At 69.5% G+C, this 12797-nt stretch carries 13 protein-coding genes; 5 read left to right on the top strand and 8 right to left on the bottom strand.

The features are described 5' to 3' along the window. Positions 1-53: 53 nt before the first annotated feature. Positions 54-596, bottom strand: coding sequence for a DUF2076 domain-containing protein (locus EV699_RS11860; RefSeq protein WP_165904114.1), 543 nt, complete (start codon positions 594-596; stop codon positions 54-56). 308 nt (positions 597-904) lie between these two features. Here EV699_RS11860 and EV699_RS11855 point away from each other — a divergent pair, with 308 nt between their 5' ends. Next, positions 905-1513: a PEP-CTERM sorting domain-containing protein gene (locus tag EV699_RS11855; RefSeq protein WP_341540222.1), complete on the top strand. Its 609-nt coding sequence runs from the start codon at positions 905-907 to the stop codon at positions 1511-1513. Between the two features lie 262 nt (positions 1514-1775). After that, on the top strand, positions 1776-2588 hold the full coding sequence (locus EV699_RS11850; RefSeq protein WP_132542938.1) for a hypothetical protein: 813 nt from the start codon (positions 1776-1778) through the stop codon (positions 2586-2588). A 112-nt stretch (positions 2589-2700) separates the two neighbouring features. Here EV699_RS11850 and EV699_RS11845 read toward each other — a convergent pair whose 3' ends face one another. From EV699_RS11845 to paaA, 6 genes are all read right to left on the bottom strand, one after another. Next, positions 2701-2934 (bottom strand): hypothetical protein, encoded by a 234-nt coding sequence (locus tag EV699_RS11845; protein WP_132542936.1) that lies wholly within the window; start codon positions 2932-2934, stop codon positions 2701-2703. A 150-nt stretch (positions 2935-3084) separates the two neighbouring features. Further along, a complete protein-coding gene (paaE, locus tag EV699_RS11840) occupies positions 3085-4161 on the bottom strand; it encodes a 1,2-phenylacetyl-CoA epoxidase subunit PaaE (RefSeq protein WP_132542934.1) in 1077 nt (358 codons plus the stop codon). 84 nt (positions 4162-4245) lie between these two features. Beyond that, positions 4246-4779, bottom strand: a complete 534-nt coding sequence (gene paaD / locus EV699_RS11835) for a 1,2-phenylacetyl-CoA epoxidase subunit PaaD (RefSeq protein ID WP_132542932.1) — start codon at positions 4777-4779, stop codon at positions 4246-4248. A gap of 9 nt (positions 4780-4788) precedes the next feature. Continuing rightward, a complete protein-coding gene (gene paaC / locus EV699_RS11830; protein ID WP_132542930.1) occupies positions 4789-5544 on the bottom strand; it encodes a 1,2-phenylacetyl-CoA epoxidase subunit PaaC in 756 nt (251 codons plus the stop codon). Positions 5545-5555: 11 nt separating this feature from the next. Further along, on the bottom strand, positions 5556-5840 hold the full coding sequence (gene paaB, locus EV699_RS11825) for a 1,2-phenylacetyl-CoA epoxidase subunit PaaB (RefSeq protein ID WP_132542927.1): 285 nt from the start codon (positions 5838-5840) through the stop codon (positions 5556-5558). Between the two features lie 23 nt (positions 5841-5863). After that, positions 5864-6859: a 1,2-phenylacetyl-CoA epoxidase subunit PaaA gene (gene paaA / locus EV699_RS11820; RefSeq protein WP_132542925.1), complete on the bottom strand. Its 996-nt coding sequence runs from the start codon at positions 6857-6859 to the stop codon at positions 5864-5866. A 628-nt stretch (positions 6860-7487) separates the two neighbouring features. Between paaA and ssuE the strand changes: the two genes are divergently transcribed. Further along, positions 7488-8096, top strand: coding sequence for an NADPH-dependent FMN reductase (ssuE, locus tag EV699_RS11815; protein WP_132542923.1), 609 nt, complete (start codon positions 7488-7490; stop codon positions 8094-8096). Positions 8097-8132: 36 nt separating this feature from the next. Here the strand turns inward: ssuE and xseA are convergent, their stop codons facing one another. Further along, complete coding sequence (xseA, locus tag EV699_RS11810; RefSeq protein ID WP_132542921.1) at positions 8133-9488, bottom strand: exodeoxyribonuclease VII large subunit; 1356 nt, start codon at positions 9486-9488, stop codon at positions 8133-8135. 107 nt (positions 9489-9595) lie between these two features. On the opposite strand from xseA, the gene guaB reads away from it, so the two are divergent. Then, on the top strand, positions 9596-11059 hold the full coding sequence (gene guaB, locus EV699_RS11805) for an IMP dehydrogenase (RefSeq protein ID WP_132543090.1): 1464 nt from the start codon (positions 9596-9598) through the stop codon (positions 11057-11059). Between the two features lie 10 nt (positions 11060-11069). Continuing rightward, on the top strand, positions 11070-12650 hold the full coding sequence (gene guaA, locus EV699_RS11800) for a glutamine-hydrolyzing GMP synthase (RefSeq protein WP_132542919.1): 1581 nt from the start codon (positions 11070-11072) through the stop codon (positions 12648-12650). Positions 12651-12797 lie beyond the last annotated feature (147 nt).

The following is a 12797-nucleotide window of genomic DNA, read 5'->3' as shown; positions in this document are numbered from 1 at the left end:
CCGCGACCGTGAGGTTGGCGCCGCCGCCCCGGGGCGGGCGACGGCGCGCGGGCTCAGACGTTCGACTCGTCGTCCGAATCGTCGCCGAAGAAGCCGCCGCCGCCGAAGACCGAGTCTTCGACGCTCGACAGCGGTTCGGACACCGCTTCGGTCACCGCTTCCTCGCCACCGGAGAACAGGTCGCCGAGCGCGTTGGCGAGCAGCATGCCGCCGGCCACGCCCATCGCGGTCTGCATCGCACCGCCGAGGAAGCTGCCCTGCGGGGCGTTGCTGAACGGCGTCGGCTGCGCGGCGTAGGCGCGCGGCGCCGGTGCCGGCTGGCTGCCGCCGCCGAACAGGCTGGAGAGGAAGCCGCCACCGCCCGCGGGGCGGCTGGCGAGGGATTCCTCGAGCTGGCGTACGCGCTCGTTGAGCGCCTTCAGGGCATGTTCCTGAACGAGGATGGCCTGCGACATGTAGTAGGGGGCGGCAGGCTGGCGCGCGAGCGCTTCGCGGATGGCGGCATCGGCCTGCGCATCGCGCGGGCCGCTCTGTTGCTCGGCATCCCTCAGTCGAGAGAACAGGTTGTCGATCAGCGACTTCTCGTTTTGATCCATGGCTAGCCTCATTAGAGTTAGGACGCGCGTCTGGCGGGACACGCCTATCCGCAGACGGCACGCGTGGCGAAAAGTTCGCCGCGCGGCGGCGCATCGACACGGGCACACCCGCCCTGTGGCGCCAGCCGTGCCGCGGCGAGCGCCCATGCATCCCGGCGTGCCGACGGCTAACCTTGTCCCGGCGTGCGCGGCGGCCCGGGGCCGCCGGCACGGCGCAGCGCGGGTGGCCTCGCGTCGGGCGGGCCGATCATGCCCGGGGCGAGGCGGCCCGCGTGCCATCCGCCAACCATCGATCCAGGGAATTTCCGATGCGTATCCGACCGTCCTTCCGCGTGCGCCGCTCCATGTGCACCGCCCTGCTCGCGCTGGCCGCCGTGGCCACCGGCGCGCCCGCACACGCCGCCAGCCTGTCGTGGACCTGGAGTTATGCCGGGGCCGGCATCACCGCGAGCGGTACCTTCGTCACCGAGGACACGCCCGATGCCCTGGGCTACTACCTGATCACCGGCATCGCCGGCACGCGCAACGGCGAAACCATCACCGGCCTGCAGCCGAGCGGGACGTCGGTGCCCGGCAACGAGCCCTTCCACGTCGACAACCTCGTCCGCCTCGGCACCGAGCAACTGACCGGCGACGGCTTCGGCTACTCCACCTCCGGCGGCAACTACGCCACGCCGTTCTTCGCGAGCTTCCTGCCGACGCCGGGCTACCTCGAGGTCTTCTCCGCGCCGCCGTTCATCCCCGGCGCCAGCAACCTCGGCCCCGAGGACAGCGAACTGCCGGTGAACTTCACCGCCACGCTGCTGACGATCCCCGAGCCCGGCAGCTACGCGCTGGCGCTGGCCGGTCTCGCCGCGTTGGGTGTCCTGCGCGGCCGTTCGCGGACGCTGGCAGGCGCGCATCGACTGAGCGCGTGACGTCCGCACCCGCGGTGGTGCGCCGCACGGACGGCGCACCACCGCGGGCCTCGGCTACGCCGCATACCGGGTGGCTGCGTGGCCGGGTTCAGGTAAACGGATCGCGAGGTTTTTGGAGCCGTCGGGTGCCGGAATCGCGCATCGCACGGTATGCCGCACGGCGGCAGGGTAAACGGCGCCACGACGCGACCCGCGCCCGCCTTGTTCGCGGGTATCGGCCGCCCGTCCCGAGCATATCCATCGCATGCAAGGAGTCGCCGACATGATGTTCATCGCCATCGAGAACATGGGCAGCGCGTTTGGTCACAAGGATTCGAACACCAGGAACAAGCCCGAGGTCAAAGGCCAGAACAAAACCCAGCTACAGCGGCATGCCACCGCCAAGGAGAAACTGTACGAGGAGCGTCGCGCTTTGGCGAAGTCGGCGGGGTTCGATCCCAGGTTCGATCCGTCCGAAGGCAATTTCCTCTTCGCGGCGAAGCTGCTGGCGGAAAAGCGCAAGGACACCTGCCGTTACGGCGTGGCGGGGTCGCTCAAGAGCCTGCTCAAGCGTGCTGCGTTCGAGGCGCAGAATGCGCGGACCACGTTCGACACGCTGATGTTCGTCGGCCACGGCAACACCGGCGTGATGACGGTCGGAATCGGCTGCATGCCGCTCGACCAATTGCAGAGCGTCAAGGGCAGGAAGGCGCAGGAGACGTTCGACGGCCTCAAGCTCGACAATCGCATGATCAACGTCGCGAACAGCGATACCTGGCTCGGCCTGTTCGATGAGCACCGGGCCTGCTTTGCGCCGAGCCGCGGCGATGACACGTTCCACGTGGTGTTCGCCGGCTGCAGCACCGGCAACAAGAGCGAGAAGAGCTACAAGCACCTCACGCACGTGGCCGCGGCAGCGCTGGCGAATCTCTTCCAGTGCCAGGTCAACGCCTACGGCACCGATGACGAGATCACGAACGACGAGATCGAGGAGATCATCACCTTCATCGAGACGATCAAGGGTTCGGCGACCGGGGGCTCCGGCTCATACGCATTGAAGACCGGTGTCAACCTGGACTGGGTGAAGCGGCCGTGAGCAGGCGCCGCGGACCATCCGGCGGCCCGGCCTCCTGCACCGCGCATGGGCGCGCGCAGCCCGGCCCGTGCGCTGGCGGCGCGATCTCCGGCGGCGGACCCGCGCGTCGCGTTCAGTGCCGCGTCACTCCCGGCCTGGCGGTCAGCTTGCCTTCGAGGTCCTGCAGGGCGGTCTGCAGCCAGCCATGCGTGAACGCGTCGCCCTCGATGTCGCGCAGCAGGGTGATGCCGCCGACGAGCACGACGGCAATCGCCTGCGAACGCAGGGCGGGGGTCGGGAGCTTGTCGATCAGCGCTTCGAAATCGTTGAGCGTGCGGGCGATCAGCTCGAGATCGTCTTCGGTCATGGCGTCCTCTCCGTCGAGTTCGGTCGGCACGCACGAAGTCTAGGCGCTGGCGTCGCAGGCGCCGCGTGGGTTGCGGACGCGGAAGCGGGAGATACGCCGCCGGGGGCGGGGAGGGGCGCGCCCGCGGGGGGCGCGCCGGCCGGGGACGGATCAGGTTTCCTGGTCGAAGTCGATCACCAGCTTGTCGGTGACCGGGAAGCTCTGGCAGGTGAGGATGAAGCCGCGCGCGACCTCGTAGTCCTCCAGCGCGAAGTTGGCGTCCATGTCGACCTCGCCTTCGACGAGCTTGCAGCGGCAGGTCGAGCACACGCCGCCCTTGCACGAGAACGGCAGTTCGACGCCCTGGGCGAGCGCGGCGTCGAGGAGCGTCTCCTTGTTCTTTTCGAGCGCGAAGCTGCGCACGCGGCCGTCCTGGATCACCGTGACCTCGCATTCCTGCAGGCCGACCACCTTGTGTGCGTGCGGCTGCGGGGTGACCGCCGGGATGCTGGTGGCGAAGAGTTCGCGCTTGATGCGCTCCCTGGGCACGCCGGCATCGGCCAGCGCCGAGTAGACGCCGTCCATCATCGCGTGCGGGCCGCAGATGAAGGCGCCGTCGATGTCGGCCGGATCGACCCAGTGGCGCAGCAGCTCCTCGGTCTTGACGCGGTCGATGCGGCCGTTGAACAGGTCGATGTCCTGCTGCTCGCGGCTGAGGATGAACACCAGGTTGAAGCGGTCGAGGTAGACGTCCTTCAGGTCTTCGAGCTCCTCCTTGAAGATCACCGAGGACGATGCGCGGTTGCCGTAGAACAGCGTGAAGCGGCTCTGCGGCTCGGCGATCAGCGTGGTCTTGATGATCGACAGGATCGGCGTGATGCCGCTGCCGGCGGCGAAGGCGACGTAGTGGTACGCGTGCTCCGGCGACAGCGGCAGCTGGAAGTGCCCGCTCGGCGGCATCACCTCGAGCCGTGCGCCCGGCACGATGTGCTCGGCGGCCCAGTTCGAGAAGCGCCCGCCGGGGATGCGCTTGATCGCGATGCGCAGCGTGTCGTCCTGCACCGCCGAGCAGATCGAGTAGGAGCGGCGGATCTCCTCGCCGTCGACCGTCGTGCGCAGCGTCAGGTGCTGGCCCTGGGTGTAGTGGAACTTCTCGCGCAGGTCGTCGGGCACCGCGAACGTCACGGCGATGGCGTCGCGCGTCTCGCGCTTGACCGTCGCGACCGGCAGGCTGTGGAACTTGTTCATCCTCGCTAACTCCTCGTTCGGGCCGCGTGCCCGGCGGCGGGCGGCGGCTGCGGGCTCACGGCGCTGGCGGCCTGCCCGTCGTCGTCAGTGGCACTTGAAATAGTCGAATGGTTCGAGGCAATCGTCGCAGCGCCACAGGGCCTTGCACGGGGTCGACCCGAAGCGGCTGGTCTCGCGGGTGTTGAGCGAGCCGCAGTGCGGGCACTCCACGCCGCGCACCGGTGCCGGGCGCCGGCCGATCGCCGACACCGGGATCGCCACCTCGTGCCCGCCCGCCCGGCCGACCGGCGGGGCGATGCCGTAGCGGCGCAGCTTGTCGCGGCCGCTGTCGGTGAGCCAGTCGGTGGTCCAGGCCGGCGACAGCTGCGTCTCGACGCGCACCTGCGCCACCCCGCGCTGTTCGAGGGCGTGGGTGATGTCGGCGCTGATCACCTCGGTCGCCGGGCAGCCGGAGTAGGTCGGCGTGACGGTGACGACCAGCGTGTCGGCATCCCAGCGCACGTCGCGGACGATGCCGAGGTCGAGCACCGAGATCACCGGTATCTCCGGGTCGGCGACCTCGGCGAGCCAGGCCAGTACCGTGTCGCGCTCGGGGCGTGTGGTCGGGCGGGCGTTCATCGCGGCGGCCTACCAGCGGGCGCCCGGATGCGCGCGCGGCAGCGACTGCATCTCGGCGAGGATGTAGCCCAGGTGCTCGGTGTGCCGGCCCTGCTTGCCGCCCGACTGCATCCAGGCGTCGGCGGGCGGCGCGGTCAGCGTCGCCGCCTCGCACACCGCCTGCACGGTGTGCAGCCACGCCTCGCGCAGGCTCGCCGGATCGACCGCCACGCCCTGCGCGACGAGTTCCGCGTCGATCGCGTCGGCGGCGAACAGCTCGCCGGTGTAGGTCCACAGCTCGTCGAGCGCGGCCTGCGCCTTGCGGTGGCTCTCCTCGGTGCCGTCGCCGAGCCGCACCACCCAGTCGCTGGAGCGTTCGAGGTGGTAGGTGACTTCCTTCAGCGCCTTCACCGCGATCTCGGCGATGCGCGGGTCGTGGGACTGGCTCAGGCCTTCGAGCAGGGCGTGGTGCCAGGCGTCGAACAGGAACTGGCGCACCAGCGTGTCGGCGAAGTTGCCGTTGGGCTGCTCCACCAGCAGCACGTTGCGGTACTCGTGGGCCTCGCGCAGGAAGGCGAGCGCATCCTCGTCGCGGCCGCGGCCTTCGAGCTCGCCGGCGTAGCCGAACCACAGCCGCGCCTGGCCGATGAGGTCGAGGGCGACGTTGGCGAGGGCGACGTCCTCTTCCATGATCGGGGCGTGGCCGATCCATTCCGAGACGCGCTGGCCGAGGATCAGCGCCGAATCGCCGAGCCGCAGCAGGTATTCGATCTTGGCTTCGCTCACGGTGCGCGCCCTCACATGTGCTTCACTTCTTCCGGCACCGGGAAGAAGGTCGGGTGGCGGTAGATCTTGTCCTGCGCGGGTTCGAACAGGGCTTCCTTGTCGCCCGGCGAGCTGGCGACGACGTCGGCGGACTTCACCACCCAGATGCTCACGCCCTCGTTGCGCCGCGTGTAGACGTCACGCGCGTTCTTGATCGCCATCTCCGCATCGGGCGCGTGGGTGCTGCCCACGTGCTTGTGCGCCAGCCCGTGCTGGCTGCGGATGAACACTTCCCACAGCGGCCATTCTTTCTTCATCGGTGTCTCTCCTCGGTGATGGGTCAGGCGGCCTGCGCGGTACGCGCGGCGCGCTTCTCGGCATGGGCGATGGCGGCGTCACGCACCCAGGCCCCGTCTTCCCAGGCCTGGCGGCGGGCGCGCAGGCGCTCGCGGTTGCAGGGGCCGTTGCCCTTGAGCACGTTGTAGAACTCGTCCCAGTCGATCGCGCCGAAGTCGTAGTGGCCGCGCTCGGCGTTCCACTTCAGGTCGGGGTCGGGGATGGTCAGGCCCAGGTACTCGGCCTGCGGCACGGTCTGGTCGACGAAGCGCTGGCGCAGTTCGTCGTTGCTGAAGATCTTGATGCGCCACGCCTGCGACTGCGCGCTGTGCACCGATTCGGCGTCGGACGGCCCGAACATCATCAGCGCCGGCCACCACCAGCGGTTGAGCGCGTCCTGCGCCATCGCCTTCTGCTCGGCGGTGCCGTCGCGGCACAGCGAGATCAGCAGGTCGTAGCCCTGGCGCTGGTGGAAGCTCTCCTCCTTGCACACGCGGATCATCGCCCGCGAGTACGGCCCGAACGAGCAGCGGCACAGCGGGATCTGGTTCATGATCGCCGCGCCGTCGACCAGCCAGCCGATGGTGCCGATGTCGGCCCAGGTCAGCGTCGGGTAGTTGAAGATGCTCGAATACTTGGCGCGGCCGGCGTGCAGCTCGTCGACCAGCTGGTCGCGCGACACGCCCAGCGTTTCCGCCGCGCTGTACAGGTACAGGCCGTGGCCGGCCTCGTCCTGCACCTTGGCGAGCAGGATCGCCTTGCGCTTCAGGCTCGGCGCGCGGCTGATCCAGTTGCCCTCGGGCAGCATGCCGACGATTTCCGAATGCGCGTGCTGCGAGATCTGGCGGATCAGCGTCTTGCGGTAGGCCTCGGGCATCCAGTCCTTCGGTTCGATCTTGATGCCGGCGTCGATGCGCTCCTGGAAGGCGCGTTCCTGTGCGCTCATTTCTTCGAGCCCACGGACCTTGTTCGCTCCGGTATCGACCATCTGTGCGTACATGGTGCTTCTCCTCCTCACATGATGAACACAGTTTAAATGACACATATCAATTCACGCAACATGAATTTTACGTATCACAACGTGCTCGCAGTGGTCCGCCATGGCGCGTTGTGGCTGCGCTGGAAGGCGGGTTTTTTGATAAAAAATTCAATTATTTCATGTGTTTTTGTGCGATGCGTCGAAAGCTGCCAGGATCTGTTCAATGTGACACGTCTGCTTTGTAATCGTTCGGCAGGCATGCTCCACGAAAGCTGAAGTGCCACGCCGCTCCGGCGGCGCGGCAGCCGGCGGCCCGGTGCGGGACGGTATCGACTCAAGGTGTAGGCGAGTGGCGCAGCTGCTGCACGCGGCGCGACCGTGCGGGGACGTCGACGCAGGGCGTCGGTGCCGGCGGTCCGGTCGCCGTGGCGGCGGGTGTGGGGGAGGGGTGCGGTTTGCCGCGTTCGCGTGCAGGGCGGGCGACCGGGCGCGGCCGATGAGTGCCGTGTGGAGCCGGTATCCATCGGCGCGGCATATGTCCTAAATGGAATAAAACATATTTCTTATATTATTTAATTGAATTTTATCGACCTTGTAGAGTCCGGGCATCGACAGCGTGCTGTCAGGGAACAGACTGCGGGACCTTGCCATGACCATCGTGACCTTGTGCGGGAGCCCGGTTCCGGGGACACCCGCCGGCAATCTCCTCGCCTACGTCGGTGAGTGGCTGGGCTACAACGGCCATGCGGTGCAGTCGCTCGCGGTGAGCGATCTGCCGGCGGAAGACCTGCTGCGCGGCCGTGCCGAGGCCGGCGCCATCGCCGCGGCCGTGGCCACGGTGGCGGCGGCGCGTGGCGTGATCGTCGCCACCCCGGTGTACAAGGCGGCCTATTCGGGCGCGCTCAAGGCCCTGATCGACCTGCTCCCCGACGACACCCTGCACGACAAGGTGGTGCTGCCGCTCGCCGTCGGCGGCAATCCCGCGCACCAACTCACGCTGCACTACGCGCTGAAGCCGGTGCTCGACGCTGCCGGCGTGCGGACGGTGCTAAGCAGCCTCTACGTGGGCGACAAGCACCTGCGGGTGCGCGACGACGGCCTGCTGGTGCTCGACCCCGGCATCGAGAGCCGCATCGCCGCGAGCCTGGCCCGCCTGCTCGGCGCGCTGGCATCGCCGTCCGCAGAGGCGGCCGAGGCGCCGCCCGTGGTGCTCAAGCCCATCCCGCGCAGCGCCCGCACGGTGCGCTGCGGCGCCTGAACTCACCGGCCCGGCACAGCGGCCGGCGGCCGGGGCTCAGTCCTCGTGTACCGATGACACCCGCACCTGCAGGCTGCCGTGGCCGAGCAGGGCTTCGAGCCGTGCGTCGGGGGCGGTGTCGCCCGCCCGGCGCAGCACGCGCCCGCTGGCGGGATCGCGCACGATCGCGTAGCCGCGGCCGAGGGTGGCCAGCGGGCTCAGCGCCTGCAGCGCGCGCTCGGCCGTCAGGAGCCGCTGGCGCCGCCGCTCCAGCACGCGCCGCAGCGTGGCACCCAGGCCGGCTTCGGCGCGTGCGAGGCGCTGGCGGATGGCGTGCAGCCGCGCGCCCGGCGACTGCGCGGCGAGGCGCTGGCGCAGCAGCGCGAGGCGGGCGTGGCGGCGCTCCAGGCAGCGCCGCAGGGCGCGGCGCAGGCGGCTTTCGAGCTCGTCGAGCCGCTGCGCGCGGGCCTGCAGGCGCCGCGTCGGTGCCTGGCGGTCGAGCCGTGCGCCGAGGCTGTCGAACTGCCGCCGCAGCAGGGCGAGGCGGCGCTGCACGGCGCGGGCGAGGCGCTCGCGCAGGCCGCTCACCCGCGCGCGCCACTCGGCGGCGGCGGGGCTCGCGAGTTCAGCCGCCGCCGTCGGCGTGGCCGCGCGCAGGTCGGCGGCGAAGTCGGCGATGGTGACGTCGGTCTCGTGGCCGACGCCGCTCACCACCGGGAGCGCGCAGGCGCGGATGGCGCGGGCGACGATCTCTTCGTTGAAGGCCCAGAGGTCTTCGAGCGAGCCGCCGCCGCGCACCAGCAGCAGCACGTCGCAGTCGCGCCGGCGCGAAGCCGTCGCCAGCGCCGCGGCGATGCGCGCCGCCGCCCCCTCGCCCTGCACCGGCGTCGGGTAGACGCAGACCGGCAGGCCGGGGTGGCGGCGCCCGAGCGCGGTCAGCACGTCGTGCAGCGCGGCACCCGAGGCCGAGGTGATCACGCCGATGCGCCGCGGAAAGCGCGGCAGCGGGCGCTTGGCGGCGGCGTCGAACAGGCCCTCGGCGGCGAGGCGCAGGCGCAGTTCGTCGAAGCGCCGGCGCAGGTCGCCGGCACCGGCGGCCTCGACGTGCTCGACCACCAACTGGAAGTCGCCGCGCGGCTCGTAGAGCGTCACGCGCGCGCGCGCCACCACCTTCTGGCCGTTCGCGAGGGGCTCGCGCAGCAGCTGCACGCGGGTGCGGAACATCGCGCAGCGCACCTGGGCGTCGGCATCCTTCAGCGAGAAGTACAGGTGCCCGGAGGCGGGCCGCGACAGGTTGGAAACCTCGCCTTCCACCCAGAGCAGCGTGAATTCGCTTTCGAGGACGCTGCGCACGCTGCGGTTGAGGCGCGTGACGCTGTAGATGTCGCGTTCGGGCGCGGTGACGGTCGACATTGGCGGGCGGCGGACGGCGGAAGGGCCGGTAGCTAAGCGCTTTCGCTGCAGGGCGTCAATTCGTATACTTAAGTGCTTCTTTTGCCGGCCCGGGGGCCCTCTCCATGCTGCGTATCGTGCAAGAAGCGCTCACTTTCGACGACGTTCTGCTGCTGCCCGCGCATTCCGTCGTACTCCCCAAGGATGTCGAACTCCGAACCCGGCTCACCCGCGGCATCGCGCTGAACCTGCCCCTGGTGTCAGCCGCGATGGACACCGTCACCGAGGGCCGGCTCGCCATCGCGATGGCGCAGGAAGGTGGCATCGGCATCATCCACAAGAACATGACGGCCGAGCAGCAGGCCGCGCAGGTGCGCCGCGTCAAGAAGTTCGAGAGCGGCGTGATCAACGACCCGATCACCGTACCGCCGGCGCTGAGCATCCGCGAGGTGCTCAAGCTCACCCGCGGCAACGGCATCTCGGGCGTGCCGGTGGTCGACGGCGAGGCCCTGGTGGGCATCGTCACCAGCCGCGACCTGCGCTTCGAGACCAACTTCGACGCCCCGGTGTCGCAGATCATGACGCCGAAGGAGCGCCTGGTGACGGTGCGCGAGGGCGCCAGCCGCGAGGAAGTCGTCGCGCTGCTGCACCGCCACCGCATCGAGAAGGTGCTGGTGGTCAACGACCGCTTCCAGCTGCGCGGCATGATCACCGTGAAGGACATCCAGAAGTCGAGCGACTACCCCAACGCCTGCAAGGACGAGCACGGGCGCCTGCGCGTCGGCGCCGCGGTCGGCACCGGCGCCGGTACCGAGGAGCGCGTCGAGGCCCTGGTCGGGGCCGGCGTCGACGTGGTCGTCGTCGACACCGCGCACGGCCACTCGCAGGGCGTGCTCGACCGCGTGCGCTGGGTCAAGTCGCACTTCCCGCAGGTGCAGGTGATCGGCGGCAACATCGCCACGGCCGCCGCCGCGATCGCACTGGTCGAGGCCGGTGCCGACGCGGTCAAGGTCGGCATCGGTCCGGGCTCGATCTGCACCACGCGCATCGTCGCCGGCGTCGGCGTGCCGCAGATCACCGCCGTCGCCAACGTCGCCGCGGCGCTCGCCGGCACCGACGTCCCGCTGATCGCCGACGGCGGCATCCGCTACTCCGGCGACCTCTCCAAGGCGATCGTCGCCGGGGCGCACGCGGTGATGGTCGGCGGCCTGCTCGCCGGCACCGACGAGGCGCCCGGCGAGGTCGAGCTCTACCAGGGGCGCTCCTACAAGGCCTACCGCGGCATGGGCTCGCTCAGCGCGATGGCCGGCGCGCAGGGGTCGAGCGACCGCTACTTCCAGGACGAGAGCAGCGTCGAGAAACTGGTGCCCGAAGGCATCGAGGGGCGCGTGCCGTACAAGGGGCCGATGGCGGCGATCGTGCACCAGCTGATGGGCGGGCTGCGTTCGAGCATGGGCTACGTCGGCTGCGCCACCCTCGACGCCATGCGCACGCAACCGCAGTTCGTGCGCATCACCGGCGCGGGCATCCGCGAGAGCCACGTCCACGACGTGCAGATCACCAAGGAAGCACCGAACTACCGTGTGGACTGAAGGCAGGCCCATGACCACCCGCGACATCCATTCCAGCCGCATCCTGATCCTCGACTTCGGCGCGCAGTACACCCAGCTGATCGCCCGCCGCGTGCGCGAGATCGGCGTCTACTGCGAGATCCACCCGTGGGACATCGACGATGACGACGTCCGCGAGTTCCTGCCGACCGGGATCATCCTCTCCGGCGGGCCGGAGTCGGTCACCGCGGTCGACGGCCCGCGTGCGCCGCAGGTGGTGTTCGAGCTCGGCGTGCCGGTGCTCGGCATCTGCTACGGCATGCAGACGATGGCGGCACAGCTCGGCGGGCGGGTCGAGAGCGCCGATCACCGCGAGTTCGGCTACGCCCAGGTGCGCGCCCGCGGCCACTCCAGGCTGCTGAAGGACATCGAGGACCACACCACGGCCGAGGGCTTCGGCCTGCTCGACGTGTGGATGAGCCACGGCGACCGCGTCACCGCGCTGCCGCCGGGCTTCATCTGCATCGCCAGCACGCCGAGCGCACCCTACGCCGGCATGGCCGACGAGGAGCGCGGCTTCTACGCGGTGCAGTTCCACCCCGAGGTCACCCACACGCGCCAGGGCGGGCGCATCCTCGAGCGCTTCGTCATCGGCATCTGCGGCTGCGAGACGCTGTGGACCACCGGCAACATCATCGAGGACGGCATCAGCGCGATCCGCGACGAGGTCGGCGACGACGAGGTCATCCTCGGCCTGTCCGGTGGCGTCGACTCCTCGGTGGTCGCCGCGCTGCTGCACCGCGCGATCGGCGACCAGTTGATCTGCGTGTTCGTCGACACCGGCCTGCTGCGCCTGCACGAGGGCGACCAGGTAATGGCCACCTTCGCCACCCACATGGGCGTGCGCGTGGTCCGCGTCGACGCCGGCGAGCGCTTCCTCGCCGCGCTGGCCGGCGTCATCGACCCCGAGGCCAAGCGCAAGATCATCGGCGCGCTGTTCGTCGAGATCTTCGAGGAGGAGGCGGGCAAGCTCGGCAGCGCCCGCTGGCTCGCCCAGGGCACGATCTACCCCGACGTGATCGAGTCGGCCGGCGCCAGGACCGGCAAGGCCCACGTGATCAAGTCGCACCACAACGTCGGCGGGCTGCCCGCGCACATGCGCCTGCGCCTGCTGGAGCCGCTGCGCGAGCTGTTCAAGGACGAGGTCCGCAGGCTCGGCGTCGAACTCGGCCTGCCCTCGGAGATGGTCTACCGCCACCCCTTCCCGGGGCCGGGGCTGGGCGTGCGCATCCTCGGCGAGGTGCGCCCCGAGTTCGCCGAACCGCTGCGCCGCGCCGACCACATCTTCATCGAGGAGCTGCGCCGCCACGAGCTCTACGACCAGGTCTCGCAGGCCTTCGCGGTGTTCCTGCCGGTGAAGTCGGTCGGCGTGATGGGCGACGGCCGCCGCTACGACTGGGTGATCGCGCTGCGCGCGGTCGAGACCGTCGACTTCATGACCGCCCGCTGGGCGCACCTGCCCTACGAATTCCTCGACCTCGTCTCACGACGCATCATCAACGAGATCGACGGCATCTCGCGGGTCGTCTACGACGTCTCCGGCAAGCCGCCGGCGACAATCGAGTGGGAGTGAATTGGCGTCCTTCGGGGACTATCGCCAGTTATCGAAAAAATTCAGTAACGTATTGATTTATAAATAAATACGTTACGGAAGTTATCGGTGGCTATTGCCGGCCAGCAGAATAGGTTGGCGATAAAAGTGGCGGTAAGAACCGGAGGC

The sequence above is a fragment of the Plasticicumulans lactativorans genome, from assembly GCF_004341245.1.
Classification (GTDB): domain Bacteria; phylum Pseudomonadota; class Gammaproteobacteria; order Competibacterales; family Competibacteraceae; genus Plasticicumulans_A; species Plasticicumulans_A lactativorans.
This window is presented reverse-complemented; position numbering and strand designations above follow the sequence as displayed.